Genomic DNA, 21,738 nt, shown 5'->3' on the forward strand with positions numbered 1-21,738 from the left:
GGTGCAGTTCAGTTTAAGAAAGGACTTTTCACCTAAAATCGACAACATATCTCACCCTTAATTTGAAATTATTTTTTCTGTTTCAAAAGATTGAATCACATTATTCGTTTGCTGTTCAAATTTTTCATGTAAAAGTTTTAATGCTATTTCTGTTCTATATATTTCTTGACGGATAAAATGCAATTCTTTTTTATCGCACGTATCCCTTTCACTCATTTCAATTTGCTGATACTTCTCTAAATGGGATTGTAACTTTAAAAGCTCATCCATCGTTTCCAACTGCTCTCCTACCAACTTATCAAAATCGTTCATCACTTACCCCCTTTTAAATTCATTCACCAGTTATAATTCCTATTACATATTTCTAATCGCGCACTTCTTTCTCCTTTGACTACATTTGTTGACTTATTAGAAGTTATGTCGTTCCCTTTATTTTCATTACAATGACCCGCACACATAGAAAACACTTCTCTCGAACGGAGAAGTGTTTTTCCATCATTACTGATTTGAGCTAGAAGATTGTGATTGCTTTGCAGCTGATTGTGCATTTTGTTTTTTCACTGCATGCACATCTGTTTCAGTTGCAAACTCTGTACCATAACTAGCATTTGCACTTTGAGCAGCAGAAGCTTGTGCTTTCTGTGCCTCTGATTGTGCGTTCGCTTGTTTTACTGCTTGTACATTCGTTTCAGTTGCAAACTCTGTACCATAGCTAGCATTTGTACTTTGAATGCTAGCACCAGAAGTTGCCTTATTATAACCTTGTTGTTTTTTACTCATCTTTCTCACCTCCACAACCAATAATGTAACCAATTCATTTAGAAATTATCCTTAATTTTCTTTTAAAAAATTCACGAATATATCTCTTATCACTCATTCAAACTACATATGATGGAGGTGGGAAGATGTATACTGGACGTGATATGACTGAGCTAACTATGATTTCCAAAAATGAATGGAACAAGGATGAATTAGCTCATTTTCATCATTCATTTCAGCAAATTATGCCTTATCTAAATGTAGAGGGACAAACAATTTATAAAGAAATTGTGAAAGAAATTGAGTCACGTGGCGGATTATAAAAGCATGGATTTTTAGCCTCGAAATACAAATTTCCCCCAATAAAAAAACGTGTTCCAAAGTTCTAGAACACGTTTTTTTCATTTATCCCGCTATTCGCCGGGCAGTAAGACCCTCCCCTCAAAATGCAGCGAAAGCAAAGACGTTAGGTTGGGGGCGGGCTAATAATCAGTGGGGGATGAAGAAAACCCCCACTGATTAAAGTTTCACTTTATTGCATTGTAATTTTCTCCACACAATTTTCGTAAATTGTACGATGCGATTTCGAGAAAGGTAACTGCTCAAATGCTTCTTTTGATACAAATTTCAATGTATCTGTTTCAACAATATCACCGGTTACTTTTCCGTAAAATACGAATATATCCCAAGTGCGATGTGTAAACGTATGTTGCACATTCATTGCGTATTCTTCAATAGAAATCGAAAGCTCAAATTTTTCTTTCATATAATCTGTAAGCTGTTCCTTCTGATTCCGAATCCCTTCGCCAAGTTCGGCATTCGGAAACTCCCACATGTTAGCTAATAATCCGGTACTTGGACGTTTATTAATGACGTAACGACCATCTTCCGTTTGAAGCACCCCTGCAACAATCGGTACCATCGTAGGAGCCTTCGCTTTACTTTTTACTGGTAACTCCTTTTGAACGCCTTCAGCATATCCCCTGCAATGTTCACGTACAGGACAAAGTAAGCAAGATGGATTTTTCGGTATACAAATTAATGCTCCTAATTCCATCAAACCTTGATTAAAATAAGATGGATTTTTAGCCGAAATAATTTCACGCACAATCTCTTCAAACACTTTTCTAGTTTTTGGTTTTGCAATATCATCCCACACTGATAAAATACGAGATAATACGCGCATAACGTTTCCATCAACCGCCGGCTCTGGTATACCGTATGCAATGCTTAAAATGGCACCTTTTGTATATGGTCCCACTCCTTTTAGTTTTTCGATTTTCTTTACATCGCTCGGTACTTCCCCGCCGTATACTTCTTTTACTTCCTTTACTGCTGCATGTAAATTTCGTGCTCTAGAGTAATACCCTAAGCCTTCCCATGCTTTTAATACTTCTTCATCATCGGCATTTGCTAACGCTTCAAGCGTAGGAAACTTCCCCATAAAATTTGCGTAATATGGTTTTACAGCTTCCACCCTTGTTTGCTGTAACATAATTTCCGAAACCCAAACACGGTATGGATCTTTATTTTTTCGCCACGGTAAATCACGTTGTTCTTTTTCAAACCAACCAATTAAATCATTTTGAAACTGCTCTATGTTAAACTTATTTAATATTTCAAGTGTCAAACTTGATCCTCCTCATTTTTTTGCATATACGTACTATTATAAAGATTTTAGGAAAAAATTTAAGTAAGATGACATAGGAAATAGAAGGCAAAGGACTTGAGGTATCGAATAAAAAGAGTTACATTAATAAAAAACGGAGGTGGATTTCTATGGACACAGCCACTCACCTTGTTATGGGCGTTACTCTAGGCAGTTTGGCAACATTAGATCCAACCATAGCACAAAGTGATATTGGGCCTCAAGCAGTGATGCTTGCAACAATTGCTGGTTCCAATATTCCTGATATCGATACAGTTTTAAAATTGCGTAATAACGCTAAATATATAAGAAATCATCGCGGGATTACTCATTCCATTCCTGCAGTAATTCTTTGGTCATTCCTTATAAGCGGCATCTCGTTCGCCTTCTTTTCAGACGCTCCATATCTGCATCTACTACTTTGGTCATTTATTGCCGTCTTTCTTCATGTCTTTGTGGATATTTTCAATGCCTATGGTACACAGGCATTAAGGCCCTTCACCAAAAAATGGGTAGCACTTGGCATAATTAATACGTTCGATACTGTCATTTTCTTTATCCATATACTTGCGATTGCTTGTATGCTTGTCGGATCACATAAAGGATATACTGCTTTAGCAGCGTATATATTAATGTTTGTTTACTACATCGGCCGCGTTATGATGCATCGAAATATTAAAAGTGTAGTATACAAACGTTTCAAAAATGTAGAGAAAGTAATTATTTCTCCTTCTTATAAATTTTACCATTATCATTTAGCCGTCGTTACAACGGAACATTACTACGTCGCAAGATGGCACCGCGGTAACATTCTCGTATACGATAAATTTGATCGCGTACCATTCCCGAATACTGCCATTATGCAGGCTGCTGTGCGAGATGAAAATATATCTGCTTTCTTATCTTTTTCACCTGTATATCGCTGGGATATTTTCGATTATGATAACTATTATGAAGTTCGGTTCATTGATTTGCGGTATCGAAGCAAAGATTATTATCCATTCGTCGCAATCGTTCAACTCGATCAAAATTTAAATATTATTAATTCATATACGGGATGGATTTTCAGCGAAGAAAAACTTCGAAAGAAATTAGAATTGCTTCCACATTAAAAAAAGCGACTTAAGTCGCTTTTTTTTAATGTTTCAAATGATCTTCTTGATTGATTAAATGGCTATACTTCGGATTATTTGTACGCATTTCATGAAGACGCGCTCCATGATTATTAATCCATGTTCGTACTACTTGCTCAGTCATTTCCTCACCTTGATAACGACCCGATTTCGCATAAGTTGTTTGAAAATCTTCCCACAGTAATTCAACCCACGCACGAGCTTGTCCATAAGAAAGCTTGTCATTCTTGTCTAATAATTCTTTCGTTAATGCTTCATAAATATCATTCATGTTCTAATCTCCTTTTACCTATTTATACCTTCATTTCTAAAGGATAGTTTCTTCTATTTTGCACATTCTATAAGTGATACTTCTTAAAGAGGTATCAACTGATGATGAGGAGGGCGTTCGCAATGGGTAAACAAGCCGAATTTTGGTCTGAGTCAAAAAACAACAGCAAAATCGATGGTCAGCCGAAAGCGAAATCACGCTTCGCTTCGAAACGACCTAACGGCACAATTAACACGCACCCACAAGAACGTATGCGTGCTGCAAATCAGCAGGAAGAGTAATACAGGTACAACCTAAAAAATTAACTTCCTACACGAGGTGATAAAGATGAGCTACCGTGATCGTTTAGATAGTCGTTCTGAATTATTTAACCATACGTGGACTCGTCCGAAACATGCGAAAGCGCAAGTTAACGGACAGACGCAACAAACCCAGTCTCTCATTATATTGGCCAATGAATGTAAAAAACGCCAATTTTAGAATCTCCTATCTCCTTTAACGCCTACCAAAGATGAAAACCAGAGAGATATTCGCTCTCTGGTTTTTATTTTTCTTGCAACAAGGAAATTGGTATCCCAATCTCTTCATTATCATTTTGCTTATAACCCCAAGCAAATACCCCATTGAAGTACGTGATTTTAAATAATACACCAGGTTCTTCTACTAATTCATATGTCTCACCAATATGGAATTTATTTATATCAGTCATGTAAGCACGGGCCATGGCCATCTTTCTCATTAACACATCGAATTCATTTACAATTCCAAGTTGCTCAGCCTTTACTGCTTGCTCCTTCAAAGCCCCAATTTCTTCTCTAAGCTCATGCGTTGTCATTTCACTGTAGCGTTTTGGCATATTCATTTTATTATTCTCCTCATCCCTCTTCACGTTTCATTTGTAAAAATATCTCTATCTCATCAATAGAGAATCCTTTTCGATATAACGCTTGTTTCATCTTATTTTCGAATATCCATCCATCATACTTCTTATATTTCTCATAATATTTATTCCCATGATAGTGTAACGCTTCTTGTTGCTGTTCGTCATCTTTTTCGTCTTTCAATTCTTCTAGACAAATTTGAATCACATCTCTAGAATATCCTTTACGCACAAGCATTTCGTCTAACTTTAGCTTCATTTGTAAAAAAGAATGTTTTTGATAAGATCTTTTCTTCTTTTCTATAAGAACCAAAGCATTTTCAATTTGCTTCTCCTTTGGATACTCTTGTAAACTATGTGTAATGATTAGATCCTGAACACCTTTATTTAACAGCTCTCTCTTTATAACAGTTGGACCTTTTCGATTCACATTACTTTGCGTTCGCGTATATAAAATGGCGTACTCTTTATCATTAATATATCGGTCATGTAATAATTTCGAAACGACTTCAGAGATGATGGCCTGTCCCACTTCTTTTTTTCGTAAAAAATCTTCTATTTCTTGTTTTGTTCTCATTTGATAGGATAAATAGGAGATTGCTTGTAAATATGCTTTTTGTACCTCTTCATTGTACAAAATATTTCCTAACGCTATTTCATCAATTTCTAAGCCTTTTTGTAATCCGTGTTTCATTAAGATTACTTGATCCACACTAAATCCGTACTCTTCACCTTGACCTTTATCAATATAAATATTAAATCGTTCTTTCGATCGTTTTTGCACTTCTATTTTTGTAATGACAGCCATACTCTCACCTCTCTACTATTTTAACATAGTCGAGAAACATTTTTGTTTTTCAAGAATATATATAATGAGGAGGAAATGATTGTGAAAATCGCAATTTCTGGTGGCTCTGGCTTTATCGGCAAATACCTTTCTAGTTTTTTTATTCAAAAAGGATATACTGTTTACATTCTCACTCGAAAAAAAACTACTAAAACTTCACACACTAACCTTCAATACGTACAATGGACACCGGATTTACAGACCTTCCCCCTCTCTTCTATCGATGTAGTTATTAATCTAGCTGGAGAGTCTATTAATGGTAGATGGACAAAGAAACAAAAAGCAGCAATTTTAAACAGTAGAATTCAAACAACAAAAGGACTCATTAAACAATTGCAAGCACTTGGTACAAAACCACACACATTTATTAACGCAAGCGCTATTGGATACTACGGAACATCTGAAACAGAGTCTTTTACCGAGCAACAAGAAATTCCAGGAAATGACTTTTTAGCAGAAACAGTATTTTTATGGGAGCAAGAATCATCTAAAGCACATTCTCTTGGAATAAGAACAATCTACTCAAGATTCGGAGTCGTATTAGGTGCCGACGGAGGAGCTCTTCCAAAAATGCTACTTCCCTATCGATTCTATATCGGAGGTACAATTGGATCTGGAAACCAATGGTTATCATGGATTCATATAGACGATGTCGTTCGCATGATTGACTTCATCATACACAAAGAAGAAATTGATGGTCCTCTTAATATTACAGCCCCCCTACCTATACGAATGAAGGAATTTGGAGAAACCATTGCAACTATAATGGGAAAGCCTCATTGGTTACCTGTCCCTTCATTTATGCTTCACGCTTTATTGGGTGAGATGAGTATACTTGTACTAGAAGGGCAACATGTATTACCTATTAAAGCAATTGAACATGGGTACCAATACACATTTCCGACAGTAAACCATGCATTACAAAATATACTTTCGCATACAATGTAGTACTTCTAAAACACAGCTTTACAAGGGGGTCCCCTTTCAAAACTTTCATTTTCTAGGATCCAGAGCATTACTGCACAAATAACCTTTCAGTTACTTTTTCTTAAATTCCATTAACATTGTAAAGTAACAGAAATGAGGTACCTATGAAAATATTGCTCAAACAAGCCATTGTATATCCTATTACATCTCAAAAATTTCAAGGGGATGTACTTGTTATAGGAGAACGAATTGCTGAGGTCAAACCTTCTATTCAGCCTACTCAAGATATGACCGTTATAGATGCACGAGCCCTTCATCTCTTACCTGGATTTATTGATGTCCATACTCACCTTGGTCTCTATGATGAAGGCACTGGTTGGGCTGGCAATGATGCAAATGAAACATCTGAAGTTTCAACACCACATATCCGCTCTTTAGACGGAATCCATCCTTTTGATATTGCATTTCAAGACGCTGTACAAAACGGGATCACAACTGTTCACGTTATGCCTGGGAGTCAAAATATTATCGGCGGTACTACTTGTGTAATAAAAACTGCTGGAACTTGTATTGATCACATGATTATTCAAGAACCTGCTGGTTTAAAAATTGCCTTTGGAGAAAACCCCAAAAAGATCCATAGTAATGGAACAAAAGAATCCATAACACGTATGGGGATTATGGGGGTACTTCGCGAATCATTCTATGAAGCACAGCACTACGGGCATGAAGCAGATTTTCGAATGCTTCCTATTTTAAAAGCACTACGCCGCGAAATACCGGTACGTATTCACGCTCACCGTGCTGACGATATTAGTTCTGCTTTACGCTTTGCAACAGAATTCAATCTTGATTTACGTATTGAGCATTGTACAGAAGGACACTTTATTGTTGAAGAGCTTTCGAAACACAATTTGAAGGTTTCAGTTGGCCCCACTCTTACACGCCGTTCTAAAATCGAACTAAAAAACAAAACATGGGATACTTACCATATATTATCAAAAAATGGAGTGGAAGTTTCTATAACAACAGATCATCCCTATACACCCATTCAATATTTAAATGTTTGTGCTGCTGTCGCAGTAAGGGAAGGATTAGACGAGAAAACTGCATTGGAAGGAATCACTATATTTCCAGCGCGAAATTTACGTTTAGAGGATAGAATTGGAAGCATTGAGGTTGGAAAAGACGCCGATCTCGTGTTATGGACACATCATCCTTTCCATTATTTAGCCAAGCCTGTACTAACTATGATTGATGGGAAAATAATTTACAAAAAAAATAAAAAAAACTAGTTTATTTTTTTGACTAGATAAAGTATTATACGATTATAAACTGAATGAAACCATAATCAATTTGTGTCGTGATTATCATTTTCAAATTGATGAATGGGGAAGGCAAATGGTGCGCCACCAGCGTTATAAACTGGTTCTAGTGGGTTCGATTCCCACCCCGAAATTTTTTAAAGATTGATATAAAAATTTCGAGGGTGGGGTGCTTTTTCGTCATGCTACCCTCGTGTGAGGAGGAGTTAGTGTGTTGAAAAAACGCGACTTACACGACAGCCACGTTCTATACGAATTAATGGTGGATCCAGCTGTCTTCCCTTTTGTGCGTCAAAAGGCTTATTCTTATGAGGAATATTTATTTTTAACGAAACAAACGATTGAAGCTGAAGAGCGTGGGGAATTAATTTCACGCACAATTTTAGATGAATGGGGTAACCCTATCGGAACAATTACCTTATTTGATGTGCAAGAAAAAGCCGGATTCCTTGGAACATGGCTTGGAAAACCATACCATGGCAAAGGCTATAATAAATTGGCGAAAGATTCATTTTTTAGCGAACTTTTCTACGAATTAGATATTGAAACAATTTTTATGCGTATTCGCAAAATAAATATTCGTTCTATTAAAGCTGCCGAAAAACTACAATATGTAAATCTAGCAAATGAAACAAGAAAAGCCGTTTATGATGAAATTAACGCAAATGAAGAAGTATATAACCTATATGAAATTCCAAAAGATCAATATACACTTGCTACAATGCGAGATACAACATTCCAAGACGCCCACCACTTAAAAGAAGCGTAATCTAAATTTTTAGAAATAATAATTAATCATTAACCGTTTGACATATATGTATATCACCCCATGTCTTTGGAAACGATAGATAGTGACTTTAAGACACGAGGTGATTTGTAATGGATAAAAAGAAACGTGACAAAGCGAAAAACACATTATCTAGTACACAAGAAGTTCTTTATCAACGAGAATTTCGAAAAGCAGATCGTGCAGCGGGATATCGCTCAAAAAGTATTTAAAGTGAAACTGAATAATTAGAAGGTTTTCCCCCCTAATTATTCAGTTTCATTGTATAAGATTTTTCAATGAATTGGCAAAAAAGGTTCCTTATAAATAAGGAACCTTTTTTGTGGACAACTTTATCCACAAAATCCATAGAATTGTGCATAAATTCCAAAAATCTTTTGCGAATTCATTTATTTAACTAAACACCAAACGCACGAATTGTGGATAATTTTCTAAAAATTGTGGACTATGTGGATATAGTTGTTAATATTCCGATTTTACTGTCTAATGAAAGCGTAATCCTTTGTGGATAAGTTAATAATTCAGGCTTACTTTTGTTACAATAATAAAAAAACCCTCTTTAAAAGTTTAAAAGAGGGGTTTCATATTAAGTAAAAGATTCGGCAAGAGCTGGTGATTTAATAGGTATACGACTCGGCTCTGCATGATTTTCTGCCAAAATTGCATCCACGATATGACCAGCTGGTTCAGGACGATAAATACTTTTCATCGCTTCTTTCATTTGGAGAAGCTTTATATCATCTTGCAATAACGCCTCTGTTTTTGCAAAAACTTCACTATCATCACGGATTACAACTGCAGCCCCTTTTCTTTCAAAATACAACGCATTTTCATTTTCTTGTCCTGGGACAGGCTTATATAAAATGACAGGTACTTGTAATGCTGCTGCTTCGCTTAATGTAATACCACCAGGCTTCGTAATCATACAAGAAGTAACACGGAATAATTCATCAATGTTTTCAACATAACCAAATACTTTTAAAGTATCAGAACTTTGCTCCTGCAGCCCCAATAAATCCTGCTTTAAAGCTTCGTTTTTTCCACAAACGACAACCACTTGTAAGTTTGGTACTGACATAAATGACTGGCATAGCTCTTTTACACTTCCTAGCACACCATGAGCACCTGCTACAATTAGTAAAATCTTTTTATCCTTACATAACTGATATTTATTATATATAATTTCTGGATTTATCTTTAGCTCAAAACTACCACGAATCGGAATCCCTGTTTCAACAATTTGCTCTGCAGGCACACCAATATCAACCATCACTTTTTTCACATGATCGGTTGCTACAAAATAACGATCTACTTCTCGATGGATCCATATTTTATGAACGCAAAAATCCGTTAATACGTTATAAACAGGAATAGAAATACCTATTTGCTTTTTCAATTCTGGTACAGCGATGATTGGAAAGGTATTAATAACAATATCCGGTTTCTCTACCTGTAATAGCGATTTCAAACGCTTTCTCCCAAAATTCGCATACCAAGATGCTATTTTTTTATCATAAATTTTCTCTACACCATAATAAAACAAACGATATAATTCTTTTCCTATCGTATAACTTTTTAAATATAAATATTTTGTAATATCGGTTATAACTGGATGTGATTCTCCAAACAAGTCGCATACAATTACATCTTTGATTCCTTTTTGGCGAAAGGTTTGTTCTAATGTTTTCGCTACTTGCACATGGCCGTTACCGTAATGTGCAGTTAATATTAAAACCTTGGGGTTTTTTATCAAACAAATCCACTCCTAGCTTTTTGTTTCTCCATATTGCATATACGACAATAGGAAAAACATTTTCCTTAAACATTACATACTCGGATTCCAATATTCTCCTGTTAGCTATGTACCTGTCGTGGATATGCAAAGCATATAAGATTGACCCCTTAATCCTATCTGTGCTCATATCTTTACATTATACTTTCCTATAAGAGCTTTCGCAATAACTTACAAATGTTCTATATTTCATGATACTCACTCTTTTACTTCTTAATTCTTTTTACTATTTTGATTTCCCTTTACAATTATGTAAATTTCTCCGCTTATTCTTTACAAAAATATGGATATTCTATCTTCAGTATACTCTGTTCCGAATATATACTCTAGATTTTATTATAAAGTGAAACTTTAATCAGTGGGGGGTTTTTCGTCCCCCGCTAATTATTAGCCTTCACCAATCGGGTGTTTACTGTCCACAAATAGCGGGATAAAGAAACAAAAAGTCTAATCCAATATTTGGATTAGACTGCTTTTAAAATATGTTTTGCATGCTCAACATTTTCTTCTGTCGGTGGATTCACATTCGCAAGTGGATACTTATGCCCAAGTGCCTCCCATTTATAAACACCGAGTTTATGATATGGCAACACTTCCACTTTCTTAACATTCGATAGACTTTGAATAAAACTTGATAATTTTTGCAGATCCTCTTCACCATCGGTAACACCAGGAACCAATACATGTCTTACCCAAATTGGTTTCTTTTTATCCGATAAATAACGAGCAAATTGTAAAATGTGTTCATTTGGTTTCCCTGTTAATTTACGATGTTTCTTTGAATCAATATGCTTCAAATCCAATAAAACTAAATCTGTATAATCCATTAACATATCTAGCTTATTTTGGAATTCTGGTTCTTCAGAATAACAACCGCCAGAAGAATCGATCGTTGTATGGATACCAGCTTCTTTACACTTTTTAAACAACTCAATTAAGAAGTCTAGCTGTAATAGTGGCTCTCCACCGCTAACTGTTATACCGCCTCCAGAAGCTTCAATAAATGGAAGGTAACATGTCACATCCTGCATCACTTCTTCAACTGTTATTTCTTTACCCTTACCGATTTCCCACGTATCAGCATTATGACAATATTGACAACGTAATAAACACCCTTGTGTAAATATGACATAACGAATCCCTGGGCCATCAACAGTACCACAAGACTCTACAGAATGTATTCTTCCTTTTACCATGTTACTTCCTCCTTTATTGAAACAGCCCCCCTCCGCTATATAGATTAAAAGCGGAGGGACACTTTTTTCACTTACATGCTTTCATGCATTGTACGGTTAATTACATCAATTTGTTGTTCACGAGTTAATTTAATAAAGTTAACAGCGTAACCAGATACACGAATTGTTAATTGTGGATATTTTTCAGGGTGCTCCATTGCATCCATTAATGTTTCACGATTAAATACGTTAATATTTAAGTGATGTCCTTCTTTTATTGCATATCCATCAAGCATAGATACTAAGTTGCGTACTTGTACATCATCTTCTTTACCAAGTGCTTTTGGAATAATAGAGAATGTATTTGAAATACCATCTTGTGCATCTTCATATGGTAATTTAGCTACAGATAATAATGACGCCAATGCACCTTTTGTATCACGGCCATGCATTGGGTTTGCACCCGGTGCAAATGGTTCTCCAGTACGACGGCCATCTGGAGTGTTACCAGTTTTCTTACCGTATACGACGTTAGATGTAATTGTTAAGATTGACATTGTATGAACAGAGTTACGGTATGTTTTATGTTTGCGAATCTTGTTCATAAATGTTTTCACAAGATTTACTGCGATTTCATCTACACGATCATCATTGTTACCGTATTTAGGGAAATCCCCCTCAATTTCGAAGTCAACTGCAATACCATTTTCATCACGAACTGGTTTTACTTTTGCGTATTTAATTGCACTTAATGAGTCTGCTACTACAGACAATCCTGCGATACCTGTTGCCATTGTACGAAGAACATTTGTATCATGAAGCGCCATTTCAATACGTTCGTAGCTATATTTATCGTGCATGTAGTGGATAACATTTAATGTGTTTAAATATAGACCTGCTAACCATTCCATTGTCATATCAAACTTATGCATAACTTCTTCGTAATCTAATACTTCAGAAGCAATTGGTGCATACTCAGGACCAACTTGCGCTTTCGATTTTTCATCTTTACCGCCATTAATCGCATATAGTAATGCTTTCGCTAAGTTTGCACGTGCTCCGAAGAACTGCATTTGTTTACCAATTCTCATTGCAGATACACAACAAGCAATACCGTAGTCATCGCCGTAATCAGGACGCATAATGTCATCATTTTCATATTGAATTGCTGATGTTTTAATAGACATTTTCGCACAGTAGTTTTTAAAGTTCTCTGGTAATTGTTTAGACCAAAGAACTGTTAAGTTTGGTTCTGGAGCTGGTCCTAAATTATCTAATGTATGCAAGAAACGGAATGAGTTTTTTGTTACTAACGGACGACCGTCTAACGCCATACCACCGATAGATTCAGTTACCCAAGTTGGATCACCAGAGAATAGTTCATTATAATCAGGTGTTCTTGCGAATTTCACAAGACGTAACTTCATAATGAAATGATCCACGATTTCTTGTGCTTCTTCTTCTGTTAAAGTACCATTTGCTAAATCTCTTTCAATGTAAACATCTAAGAATGTAGATGTACGTCCAAGACTCATTGCTGCCCCGTTTTGCTCTTTAATTGCTGCAAGATAAGCAAAGTATAACCATTGGAAAGCCTCTTGTGTATTTGTAGCTGGCTTAGAAATATCGAATCCATGAGAAGCAGCCATCTGTTTTAACTCTTGAAGTGCACGCATTTGCTCAGATAATTCTTCGCGTAAGCGCATTGTCTCTTCGCTCATTACACCACCAGTTAAATTAAAATCAGCTTTTTTCGCTTCAATTAAACGATCTATACCATATAATGCTACGCGGCGATAATCACCGATAATACGTCCACGTCCATATGCATCTGGAAGACCAGTAATAACACCTGACTTACGAGCCGCTTTCATTTCTGGTGTGTATGCATCAAATACACCTTGATTATGAGTTTTACGCCAGTCTCTGAAAATACTGCTAAGTTCTTTATCCATTTCATATCCATACGCTTCACAAGCTTGTTCCGCCATACGAATACCACCATATGGTTGTAAAGAACGTTTAAATGGTTTATCAGTTTGGAAACCGACCACTTTCTCAATATCTTTATTTAAATATCCTGGTTCATGTGATGTAATAGAAGAAACAATTTTTGTATCCATATCAAGAACGCCACCGTTTTCACGTTCCTTTGTTGTTAAATCCATTACTTGATCCCAAAGTTTCTTCGTTGCTTCAGTTGCCTCCGCTAAGAAAGAGTCCTCTCCCTCGTAAACGTTTACATTATTTAAAATGAAATCGCGAACATCAATCTCTGCTTTCCATTTTTCACCTTTAAAGTTTTCCCATGCGTTTTTAACATTTTCTAATACTTGAGTCATCCTAATCTCCTCCATTTTTGATTAGTACAGGACTAAGATTTTTTATATAACAGCTTACACACTTAGAATACTACTTTTTGGCGAAAGTGAACGAAATAGTTGTGACATGTTTGTGAAATGTTGAGCAAACCACTATATGTATAGTGTTAACTTCACTTAAAAGTCTTTATAATTAACCCTTTCCTTAATTGTATTTTTTTGGTATCCTTATATACGAGTCCTATTTTGTAATATAAGAACAATACCCATTGTAGAGCTGTAATACTCTTATCTCCTAATCTGTTATAGTTTTTATAACAGAACAAAAAAGTGTACATATGTTGTACACTTTTTTTGTTACTACTCTAAAACATCTCTTTTTCTATTCCCATCATAGAATCCACCACGACTGCCTTCTAATACAATTAATTGCTCTAATCCTTCTATATGATCACCTATAATACGCAAAACAGCTGGAGGATGACCTATTTTTGCAAAATGTTCATTGGGACGAATACGATTCATCTTATCTACCTCTATACGACTTACACATGCAATTTCGAATCCTGACAGAATAGCTTTCACTTGTGCTACACACGGTGACAGTAAAGATCTATACCCGATTTCTTTCAAACACTTACGGCTAAACGCATTCGGTACAGCGATAAGAGAGCCTACTCCTAGATCTTTTCTATCACAAGCTAAATTTAATGCATATTTAAATGCAGTTACAAGATGAAGCGGTACTCTTAAATCTAAATAATGATTTAGATCATTTAATGCGACATCCATTCCATCTGCAATAGCTTTTGCGAAAGGATATAATTCTCTAGCCGGAATAACAAAGTCACCGTCTATAAACAACACAATATCCCCTTTTGCAAAATAAGTTCCAAGTGAACGCCCTACATCGTTTCCAAGTGCTTCTTTATATACAATTGTTGTTGCTCCCTTTTCTTTTGCAATCGTTACTGTTTGATCAGACGACCCATTTACAACAACGATAATTTCAAAAGGTTCAATTTTGCGAATCTCTTCTATAACATTTCCAATCGTTTTTTCTTCATCTTGTACAGGAATAATGACCGATAATTGCTTTCCTTTATACAACTTAGATGTAACGCCCCATCCTTGATAAAAATCTTCGAAACTTAACGTATGATAGACACTTTCTCTTTTCCTATTTCCGTCATAATATCCTCCGCGCTCATCACTGCCTACTATCCGCTCCGCTACAGCTTCTATATGATCACCTATCATCCGTTTTTCAGATGGAGAAAGACCCGTGCCATACGCAGCATGCTCAGTCGGCCGAAATTTATTTGGCGTAATAACATCAATTGCACAATGACGACTAATTCTCCATTTACTTTGAACTAGGCGTAAATGAGCCACAATAGGATTAACAAAACATTCATATCCAATACTTTGAACAACTTCTTTCGTCAACGCATGAGGTACGGATAATAAAGAATCAATTTTTAACGCTTCACGCTCTAACATTGCATTTAATATTTGACGCCATACTGTCACAGAGTGCGGTTTTTGTTTTTTTAAAAATAGTGCGTCCAAATTATTTAAAACGATGTCGGCCTGATCATGTAAAATTGGATTTAGGAATAATTGTAATTTTGAAGTTTGAATAGCAAAATCTCCATCTATAAATAGTAATACATCACCTATGGCGTGTTTTGCGCCAACTGCACGACCAACATCATTCCCTAGTAACTCTGTATACTTGATTACTTTACATCCTAATCGATCAGCAACCTCTTCTGTACCATCATTACAACCGTTTGCTACTACAATAATCTCTACTGGATTTAATCCTTTTACCGATTGAATAACGTCTGAAATCGTATCCACTTCATTACATACAGGTATAATAATTGATAGCGACTTAGCCATTATTTTCTTCACGAAACCACTTAATAGTTTCTTTCAATCCTTGTTCCCACGTTACTGTCGCTTGAAACTGCACAAGTTCTTTTAATTTCGTTACATCCGGTCTTCTATTTGGAATTTCTTCAAAGCCATATGGGTATACCTCTTCGAAAGGAACTTGGACAATCTTTGAAGAAGATTTCGTTAGCTTTTTAATTACTTCTGCTACTTCTTTTATACTTTTTTCATTCTCAGAACCTATATTAATAATCTCACCATTTACCTTCTCATCCATCGCTCGAATCGTTGCCTCTACCGCATCACTTACATGCGTAAAGCAACGCGTCTGCATTCCATCTCCATATACAAGGATGTCTTCTCCTTGCAAGGCCGCACTGATAAATCGTGGGATTACCCCTGCATACGGACCATCTTTCGCTCTTGGACCATAAATATTAAAATAACGAACAACCGTTATAGGTAAACCTTCTAAAGCGTATCCTAAACATAATGTTTCTTCTAACGTTTTACACACCGCATAACTCCAACGTATTTTAGAAGTTGCCCCGTATAATCGATCCCCCTCTTCAGAGAAGGGTGGCTTTGCCTTACCATATACTTCTGAAGTAGACGCAAAGACTACTTTCTTCTTTCCTTTTAGCGCTGCTTGTAAAATGTTTCTCGTTCCATCAAAATTCGTTTCAATAAGCTCTATACTCTTTTCCATTGTCGTTTTTACACCTAAAATTGCCGCTAAATGAAATACTACATCATGTTGATTTACTAATTCATAAATAGAATTTTTATCTAAAACACTTATTGGAATAACCCGAATTTCTTTCATTAACTCATCATGATATTTATTTTTTCCTTTATAGAAGTTATCAACGATTGTGACCACATAACCTCTTTTCACCAGCTCTTCAGCTAAATGCGATCCAATAAATCCTGCCCCACCTGTAATTAAACATTTCTTACTCATACACTCACCTTCTTTATAATTCCACGTGTATCTATTAATCGCTCAATTCCTTTAAATAGATTCCAATCGATATTAGAGTGATCCGTTACAATTAAAATACAATCCGCTTCTTTAATTATTTGTTCATCTAATGGGACGGATTGATATAGTGTATCTCCAATTTTCGCTGTAGAAATATACGGATCATGATATTCTATCTTGTATCCTTCTTTTATTAATAATTGAATAATTGGCAACGCTGGTGATTCTCTCAAATCATTTACATCTTTCTTATATGCAATCCCTACAATTAAAACCGTTGCTGGTGATTGCATCACACCTTTTACTTTCCCGATTATTTTCTCTGGCATTTCTTCATTAATTACATGTGCTGCCTCAATTAATTGACTAATTGCTCCAGCCTTTCTTATTCTCCATTGAAAATACAAAGGATCTACCGGGATACAATGTCCCCCTATTCCTGGACCTGGCCAATACGGAGTAAATCCAAACGGTTTTGTAGATGCAGCTTCAAGCGCCTCATAAAAATTAATATTCAAACTTTCACAAAGTATATTTAACTCATTTACTAATGAAATATTAACTAAGCGCTGAATATTTTCAAATAGCTTACACATCTCGGCTACTTTCGGAGAGCTAACTGGAACGACTACATCAAATATAGTGCTATACAAATCCTGTACTTTTTGTTTACACTGCTCGGTTTGTCCACTAATAACTTTTGGAATTGTTTCGACTGAATACTGGCTATTCGCTGGATCAATTCGCTCTGGAGAATACCCAATATAATAATCTTCTCCTACCTTTTTACCTGTTTGAGAAATAATAGGAATGATAACTTCCTCCAGTGTACCTGGATATGTGGAGCTTTCAAAAATGAAGGTTTGTCCTTTTTTAAGGTGTTGTTGTATATAATAAGAGGCTGAAACGAGGGCACTTAAATCGGGTTCTTTATTCTCATTAATTGGCGTTGGCACAGTCACAATAACATACTCACTATTTTGGAACTCCGTAACACCTTTATCTGGTGTATTTACTATTAATTTTCTCTCGTTCAATAAATTTTGTAATACGCTAGAAGAAACATCAGGAATATAACTTTCTCCTTTGATTATTAATTCTATCTTCCTAGTATCTTTATCTAATCCAAGTACAGCATGTCCTCTTTCTGCAAAAAGGACAGCCAAAGGAAGACCAACATATCCTAATCCAATAATGGTTACTTTACTACTAGCATCCATCTATATTTTCTTCTTCCTTTCTCAATTGTTGAATTATATCTCTATCCCGCTCTCCATCTGTAAATCCTCCGCGTTCGTCCTTATATTGTAATAAATACGCAATCGCCTCAAGCTGATCACCAAAAATACGGTCAAATGCTGGAATACGTCCATTTACAAACCCATGTTGCTCTGGGCGTACTCGATTTGTTTTTATAACATCTACAAATTCCACTGCTGTAATAGAACACTCTTCTAAAATAGCTTTCATTTGAGCTAATGGTGGAATGATAAGAGAATCATACCCAATTTTCTCTATTACCTTTTTACGCATAGCATGTGGTACTGCCGTTAACGAGTTGTTCCATAAGTCTGGTCGTTTTGCTACCAAATTCACGAAATATTTCCCCATACTAATTGGATCTGCTGGATGAAACATATCTAACAAACATTGCAAATCATTTAACGCCACATCATTCCCGTCTTCAATAGCATGCAAAAATGGAATTAGTTTTTTTGCCGGAATAGCAAAGTCACCATCAACAAATAAACAAATATCTGCCGTAGCATGCATAGCCCCTATCGCTCGTGCTACATTATGTCCAAGCGCCTTCGTGAATTCCACTACAATAACATTCTCTAACTTTGCTTGTTTAATCGTCTCATCATCTGCTCCATTCGCAACAACTATAATTTCATCTACACCTGCTTTTTTCACTTCTTGTATAACAGATCTGATAGTCATTTTTTCTTCTGACACTGGTATAATCGCACTATATTTCGCCTTTTCCTTTTGTAATAAAGCTGGTTTATACTTCCCTATAAACTCTCTATCCCTGTTTCCCTCCGAAAAACCGCCACGTTTACCATATGTTTCGATTACATATTGCAAAGCACGTAAATGATCACCCATAATACGACTAGTCGCTTTCGGATAAGGAGAACCAGGTGATGTGCCAGTATGCACAGGACGAATTTTATTTGTGTGAATTACATCGACCGAAGCCATATCGACAATATCTACTCCTCTAGACATCGCCATTGCTTGAAATAATGCTGGATCTGCTAAATTCCACCATCCAAGCCTCTTGATAACTTCTCTACTCATCGCATGTGGAATTGCGATTAAAGATCCGACAACAAGCTCTTTTTTATTCAAATAACGATTCAACATACATTTTCCAACTGTCGTATAATGTGGTCTCACCTTTAAATACACAGACCAAGTTAAATTATTCACAACAATTTGATGCCCCTGCTGGATTCCTTTCACAAAACGTTGTAGCTCTATATTATCAATAACGATATCACCATCTAAAAATAATACGATGTCACCTTTTGCTTCTCTAGCTCCAATTGCCCGTCCAACATCATTGCCAAGAGAATATTTATAATAAATTACATGGCAATGATGTTGGACGGCTATTTCCTTTGTCTCATCTGTCGATCCATTATCTACTACGATAATTTCATAAGGCTCGAGCTTCTCCACTTCTACTAAAACTTGTGATAAAGTACTTGCTTCATTATGCACTGGAATAACAACTGATACTTTCATACTTGCATCACTCTTACCCTTCCAAGCGAACATAAGAAATAATAGGCATGCGTACAAGTACATCTTCCGGTGGTCCATAAGAAGGAGAAGTACGAACACTTACTGCTCCATCCGTCACAGATAAAAGAATGCCTGCAACAATTTCTACAGCTGTCACAACTTGCACTAACTCACCAACATGGTTACGCAATTCATCAGTAAATAACATATATAAGTCTCCTTTCTTACACTTCTTTAATTGATATAATACTTGTAAATGGTAATAAAACTTCAGTTCCTATTCCTTCTTGTAGTGTTAAGAAATCGTCACCAACTGCTACAATAACACCCGTTAACTGTCCAACTGTCACAGTAATTTCGACGTTTTTACCTAAATACTGCTTTGCAATTTCTTTAAATGGTGATGTATTACATTCTTTTAAAATGTTACAAATAATAGATTGGAATTGACTTGATTCTATAAAATCTTCCGTAGCTTGCTTAGAATTTCTTTGAATAAACTTTGCGAAGTTTTGTGAAAATAAAAGTCGTTCCACAGCAGGCAGTAACTTGTCATCTAAAAAATAGCCTAATTGTCTATTAAACAGTCGGGATAATTTATGCCAATATTTTCTGAACAGACACATATGCTTCTCCTCCTATTATTTTTAAAGTATAAAATTTACATCCATACATCTTAATTTATACAAAGCAGGCTTTTTTTGTGATAGGTAAGGCATACATTTTCTAGAATATATTGATTATTTTTGTATTACATTAAGTAATAATTGTAGATATATTTCCTGAGCATGAAAAAAGACTATCCAAAAGGATAGTCTTTTACACTTCAATATTCCGCAACATCGTATAAATATCGTTATTCACTTTTCCAAATGATTTAATGTTATTTTGAATGTTAGATAATAAAACCACATATACACTGCCATTTTTACTAAAACCATTTAAGCAATTCCAACCTGGCATTACACCATGATTTGAATAGCTTCCTGGATCTACATACCAGCCAAATCCATAATCCTTTTTCACGGCTGTAAACATTTGATTATAACTCTCTTTTGAAATTAATTTTCCAGAAAAGAGTGCTTCATTAAATAAATATAAATCATGTGCGCTCGTATATATATCACCACAACCATATAGTTGTGACATGCTCGGAATATTAGGTGTTGTCATATTGTTATTCACTATTTTATAACCCGTTGATGGGAATCTTGTTTGTTCCAACGCTGTACCAAAACCAGAATGTTTCATACCCGCAATCGCAAAAATATGTTGTTTTATATATTCTTCGAGCGACTGTCCACTTACCTTCTCAGCAATGTAAGCAAGTATAGAGTAGTTCGAATCGGAATACTTCCATTTCTCTCCTGGACTCCCGATACGCTTTTGATTTCCTATCCGCTTTATCAGTTCTTCATGAGAAATATCCTCTTTTCCCTGCTCATATTCCGGAATGCCTGATGTATGTGTTAATAAATGTTTTAACTGAATGCTATTACCTTGAGGAAAGTCTGGAATATACTTTGCAACTGTATCCTCTACTTGTAACTTATTTTGATCTTTTAATTGCATAATAGCAGTCGCTACAAATGCTTTTGAAATAGAACCAATATAAAAGGTCGTCTCTGAATTATTCGGCACTTGCTTCTCTTTATTCGCCATGCCGTATCCTTTATTCACAAGAACTTTCCCATTCTTCACAATAACAGCTGTCCCACTAAATCCCATGCTCTGTAAATATTGATCCAATTGAGCATTTTCATTAATTTCTTGAGGTGGTCCCTCAGCAGGCTTCTCCACAGCTTGTGCTTGCTTCACTTGTTTTTCCTGCTCTTTTTGTTTTTGTACTTCTTGCTTCTTTTTTTCTTCTTCTTTCTTTTTTAGCTCTTCTTGTTTTTTCATTTCTGCTGCCGCTTTTAAAGTTTCCTCTTTCTTATTATGCGCAACAATTTTTGTATACATGAAATATACAAGTGATAATAGTAAGACGAGAATGATTGTTCTTTTTATGTATACAATCGGCCGACGTGCTTTCCCATTCGCATTATTTTTTTCCTGATCCATGATTGCCTTTTTCCCCTTATTTACCGATAATTTAATTCACTTACATAAGACTTTTTCCAAATCATTTCAGTAGATTATAGACACTCCATTCTATGTCATCCCTACTTTATCACGCGCTGAACATATTACCAACCTATATGTGTAAAAAAGAAAAAGAAAATTTAC

General features: G+C 35.7%; 24 protein-coding genes. 8 read left to right on the plus strand and 16 right to left on the minus strand.

Going from position 1 to position 21,738, the window contains the following annotated elements; genetic code table 11:
- Positions 1-57 precede the first annotated feature (57 nt).
- Both ACP6L7_RS25525 and ACP6L7_RS25530 read right to left on the minus strand, forming a co-directional pair.
- Positions 58-312: a YgaB family protein gene (locus ACP6L7_RS25525; RefSeq protein ID WP_000997589.1), complete on the minus strand. Its 255-nt coding sequence runs from the start codon at positions 310-312 to the stop codon at positions 58-60.
- Positions 313-498: 186 nt separating this feature from the next.
- Entirely contained in the window at positions 499-780 is a 282-nt protein-coding gene (locus tag ACP6L7_RS25530) for a gamma-type small acid-soluble spore protein (protein ID WP_000039043.1), read from the minus strand.
- 125 nt (positions 781-905) lie between these two features.
- On the opposite strand from ACP6L7_RS25530, the gene ACP6L7_RS25535 reads away from it, so the two are divergent.
- Complete coding sequence (locus ACP6L7_RS25535; RefSeq protein WP_002094743.1) at positions 906-1,082, plus strand: hypothetical protein; 177 nt, start codon at positions 906-908, stop codon at positions 1,080-1,082.
- Between the two features lie 209 nt (positions 1,083-1,291).
- On the opposite strand, the gene mutY is transcribed toward ACP6L7_RS25535, so the two are convergent.
- Positions 1,292-2,389 carry an A/G-specific adenine glycosylase gene (gene mutY, locus ACP6L7_RS25540; RefSeq protein WP_097828885.1) on the minus strand — a complete coding sequence of 366 codons (1,098 nt, stop codon included), beginning with the start codon at positions 2,387-2,389 and terminating at the stop codon, positions 1,292-1,294.
- A gap of 149 nt (positions 2,390-2,538) precedes the next feature.
- Here mutY and ACP6L7_RS25545 point away from each other — a divergent pair, with 149 nt between their 5' ends.
- A complete protein-coding gene (locus ACP6L7_RS25545) occupies positions 2,539-3,519 on the plus strand; it encodes a metal-dependent hydrolase (RefSeq protein WP_097828886.1) in 981 nt (326 codons plus the stop codon).
- Positions 3,520-3,544: 25 nt separating this feature from the next.
- On the opposite strand, the gene ACP6L7_RS25550 is transcribed toward ACP6L7_RS25545, so the two are convergent.
- Positions 3,545-3,811, minus strand: coding sequence for a YfhJ family protein (locus ACP6L7_RS25550; protein WP_000998161.1), 267 nt, complete (start codon positions 3,809-3,811; stop codon positions 3,545-3,547).
- A gap of 122 nt (positions 3,812-3,933) precedes the next feature.
- Here ACP6L7_RS25550 and ACP6L7_RS25555 point away from each other — a divergent pair, with 122 nt between their 5' ends.
- Together ACP6L7_RS25555 and ACP6L7_RS25560 are read left to right on the plus strand one after the other, a co-directional pair.
- On the plus strand, positions 3,934-4,092 hold the full coding sequence (locus ACP6L7_RS25555; RefSeq protein WP_000517891.1) for a small, acid-soluble spore protein K: 159 nt from the start codon (positions 3,934-3,936) through the stop codon (positions 4,090-4,092).
- Positions 4,093-4,138: 46 nt separating this feature from the next.
- Entirely contained in the window at positions 4,139-4,291 is a 153-nt protein-coding gene (locus ACP6L7_RS25560) for a YpzG family protein (RefSeq protein WP_000122093.1), read from the plus strand.
- Positions 4,292-4,355: 64 nt separating this feature from the next.
- On the opposite strand, the gene ACP6L7_RS25565 is transcribed toward ACP6L7_RS25560, so the two are convergent.
- Positions 4,356-4,673 (minus strand): YfhH family protein, encoded by a 318-nt coding sequence (locus tag ACP6L7_RS25565; protein WP_071745392.1) that lies wholly within the window; start codon positions 4,671-4,673, stop codon positions 4,356-4,358.
- A 13-nt stretch (positions 4,674-4,686) separates the two neighbouring features.
- Positions 4,687-5,499: a recombination regulator RecX gene (gene recX / locus ACP6L7_RS25570; protein WP_097828887.1), complete on the minus strand. Its 813-nt coding sequence runs from the start codon at positions 5,497-5,499 to the stop codon at positions 4,687-4,689.
- A gap of 81 nt (positions 5,500-5,580) precedes the next feature.
- Here recX and ACP6L7_RS25575 point away from each other — a divergent pair, with 81 nt between their 5' ends.
- The 4 genes from ACP6L7_RS25575 to ACP6L7_RS25590 all read left to right on the plus strand — a co-directional run bounded on the left by ACP6L7_RS25575 (position 5,581) and on the right by ACP6L7_RS25590 (position 8,789).
- Positions 5,581-6,486 (plus strand): TIGR01777 family oxidoreductase, encoded by a 906-nt coding sequence (locus ACP6L7_RS25575; protein WP_098361681.1) that lies wholly within the window; start codon positions 5,581-5,583, stop codon positions 6,484-6,486.
- A 143-nt stretch (positions 6,487-6,629) separates the two neighbouring features.
- On the plus strand, positions 6,630-7,760 hold the full coding sequence (locus tag ACP6L7_RS25580; protein ID WP_070140777.1) for an amidohydrolase: 1,131 nt from the start codon (positions 6,630-6,632) through the stop codon (positions 7,758-7,760).
- A gap of 241 nt (positions 7,761-8,001) precedes the next feature.
- Positions 8,002-8,559, plus strand: a complete 558-nt coding sequence (locus ACP6L7_RS25585; protein WP_000914736.1) for a GNAT family N-acetyltransferase — start codon at positions 8,002-8,004, stop codon at positions 8,557-8,559.
- 110 nt (positions 8,560-8,669) lie between these two features.
- Positions 8,670-8,789, plus strand: coding sequence for a YfhE family protein (locus tag ACP6L7_RS25590; protein WP_000358484.1), 120 nt, complete (start codon positions 8,670-8,672; stop codon positions 8,787-8,789).
- A gap of 374 nt (positions 8,790-9,163) precedes the next feature.
- Here ACP6L7_RS25590 and ACP6L7_RS25595 read toward each other — a convergent pair whose 3' ends face one another.
- From ACP6L7_RS25595 to ACP6L7_RS25640, 10 genes are all read right to left on the minus strand, one after another.
- Entirely contained in the window at positions 9,164-10,330 is a 1,167-nt protein-coding gene (locus tag ACP6L7_RS25595; protein ID WP_097828889.1) for a diglucosyl diacylglycerol synthase, read from the minus strand.
- 503 nt (positions 10,331-10,833) lie between these two features.
- On the minus strand, positions 10,834-11,565 hold the full coding sequence (gene pflA, locus ACP6L7_RS25600; protein WP_430529480.1) for a pyruvate formate-lyase-activating protein: 732 nt from the start codon (positions 11,563-11,565) through the stop codon (positions 10,834-10,836).
- Positions 11,566-11,636: 71 nt separating this feature from the next.
- Entirely contained in the window at positions 11,637-13,886 is a 2,250-nt protein-coding gene (pflB, locus tag ACP6L7_RS25605) for a formate C-acetyltransferase (protein ID WP_097828891.1), read from the minus strand.
- 339 nt (positions 13,887-14,225) lie between these two features.
- Positions 14,226-15,773: a glycosyltransferase family 2 protein gene (locus ACP6L7_RS25610; protein ID WP_141533327.1), complete on the minus strand. Its 1,548-nt coding sequence runs from the start codon at positions 15,771-15,773 to the stop codon at positions 14,226-14,228.
- On the minus strand, positions 15,766-16,731 hold the full coding sequence (locus tag ACP6L7_RS25615; RefSeq protein WP_097828893.1) for a UDP-N-acetyl-alpha-D-glucosaminuronate decarboxylase: 966 nt from the start codon (positions 16,729-16,731) through the stop codon (positions 15,766-15,768). Before ACP6L7_RS25615 ends, ACP6L7_RS25610 begins: the two co-directional genes overlap by 8 nt.
- Positions 16,728-17,972 carry a nucleotide sugar dehydrogenase gene (locus tag ACP6L7_RS25620; protein ID WP_097828894.1) on the minus strand — a complete coding sequence of 415 codons (1,245 nt, stop codon included), beginning with the start codon at positions 17,970-17,972 and terminating at the stop codon, positions 16,728-16,730. The genes ACP6L7_RS25615 and ACP6L7_RS25620 overlap by 4 nt, the downstream gene beginning before the upstream one ends.
- Complete coding sequence (locus ACP6L7_RS25625) at positions 17,962-19,572, minus strand: glycosyltransferase family 2 protein (RefSeq protein WP_141533326.1); 1,611 nt, start codon at positions 19,570-19,572, stop codon at positions 17,962-17,964. The genes ACP6L7_RS25620 and ACP6L7_RS25625 overlap by 11 nt, the downstream gene beginning before the upstream one ends.
- Complete coding sequence (locus tag ACP6L7_RS25630; RefSeq protein ID WP_097828896.1) at positions 19,523-19,717, minus strand: hypothetical protein; 195 nt, start codon at positions 19,715-19,717, stop codon at positions 19,523-19,525. Before ACP6L7_RS25630 ends, ACP6L7_RS25625 begins: the two co-directional genes overlap by 50 nt.
- Positions 19,718-19,733: 16 nt before the next feature.
- A complete protein-coding gene (locus tag ACP6L7_RS25635) occupies positions 19,734-20,135 on the minus strand; it encodes an LSm family protein (protein ID WP_097828897.1) in 402 nt (133 codons plus the stop codon).
- Between the two features lie 193 nt (positions 20,136-20,328).
- On the minus strand, positions 20,329-21,573 hold the full coding sequence (locus ACP6L7_RS25640) for a serine hydrolase domain-containing protein (protein WP_097828898.1): 1,245 nt from the start codon (positions 21,571-21,573) through the stop codon (positions 20,329-20,331).
- Between the last annotated feature and the right edge of the window lie 165 nt (positions 21,574-21,738).

Origin of the sequence: Bacillus silvicola, from assembly GCF_050524305.1 — a bacterium.
Taxonomy (GTDB): Bacteria; Bacillota; Bacilli; order Bacillales; family Bacillaceae_G; genus Bacillus_A; species Bacillus_A cereus_AT.

Bases quoted from the DNA above. Each gene is read 5' to 3' on its own strand.
- ACP6L7_RS25525 (WP_000997589.1), bottom strand. From the start codon at position 312: ATGAACGATTTTGATAAGTTGGTAGGAGAGCAGTTGGAAACGATGGAT.
- ACP6L7_RS25530 (WP_000039043.1), bottom strand. From the start codon at position 780: ATGAGTAAAAAACAACAAGGTTATAATAAGGCAACTTCTGGTGCTAGC.
- ACP6L7_RS25535 (WP_002094743.1), top strand. From the start codon at position 906: ATGTATACTGGACGTGATATGACTGAGCTAACTATGATTTCCAAAAAT.
- ACP6L7_RS25545 (WP_097828886.1), top strand. From the start codon at position 2,539: ATGGACACAGCCACTCACCTTGTTATGGGCGTTACTCTAGGCAGTTTG.
- ACP6L7_RS25550 (WP_000998161.1), bottom strand. From the start codon at position 3,811: ATGAATGATATTTATGAAGCATTAACGAAAGAATTATTAGACAAGAAT.
- ACP6L7_RS25555 (WP_000517891.1), top strand. From the start codon at position 3,934: ATGGGTAAACAAGCCGAATTTTGGTCTGAGTCAAAAAACAACAGCAAA.
- ACP6L7_RS25560 (WP_000122093.1), top strand. From the start codon at position 4,139: ATGAGCTACCGTGATCGTTTAGATAGTCGTTCTGAATTATTTAACCAT.
- ACP6L7_RS25565 (WP_071745392.1), bottom strand. From the start codon at position 4,673: ATGAATATGCCAAAACGCTACAGTGAAATGACAACGCATGAGCTTAGA.
- recX (WP_097828887.1), bottom strand. From the start codon at position 5,499: ATGGCTGTCATTACAAAAATAGAAGTGCAAAAACGATCGAAAGAACGA.
- ACP6L7_RS25580 (WP_070140777.1), top strand. From the start codon at position 6,630: ATGAAAATATTGCTCAAACAAGCCATTGTATATCCTATTACATCTCAA.
- ACP6L7_RS25590 (WP_000358484.1), top strand. From the start codon at position 8,670: ATGGATAAAAAGAAACGTGACAAAGCGAAAAACACATTATCTAGTACA.
- pflA (WP_430529480.1), bottom strand. From the start codon at position 11,565: ATGGTAAAAGGAAGAATACATTCTGTAGAGTCTTGTGGTACTGTTGAT.
- pflB (WP_097828891.1), bottom strand. From the start codon at position 13,886: ATGACTCAAGTATTAGAAAATGTTAAAAACGCATGGGAAAACTTTAAA.
- ACP6L7_RS25610 (WP_141533327.1), bottom strand. From the start codon at position 15,773: ATGGCTAAGTCGCTATCAATTATTATACCTGTATGTAATGAAGTGGAT.
- ACP6L7_RS25615 (WP_097828893.1), bottom strand. From the start codon at position 16,731: ATGAGTAAGAAATGTTTAATTACAGGTGGGGCAGGATTTATTGGATCG.
- ACP6L7_RS25620 (WP_097828894.1), bottom strand. From the start codon at position 17,972: ATGGATGCTAGTAGTAAAGTAACCATTATTGGATTAGGATATGTTGGT.
- ACP6L7_RS25625 (WP_141533326.1), bottom strand. From the start codon at position 19,572: ATGTACTTGTACGCATGCCTATTATTTCTTATGTTCGCTTGGAAGGGT.
- ACP6L7_RS25630 (WP_097828896.1), bottom strand. From the start codon at position 19,717: ATGTTATTTACTGATGAATTGCGTAACCATGTTGGTGAGTTAGTGCAA.
- ACP6L7_RS25635 (WP_097828897.1), bottom strand. From the start codon at position 20,135: ATGTGTCTGTTCAGAAAATATTGGCATAAATTATCCCGACTGTTTAAT.
- ACP6L7_RS25640 (WP_097828898.1), bottom strand. From the start codon at position 21,573: ATGGATCAGGAAAAAAATAATGCGAATGGGAAAGCACGTCGGCCGATT.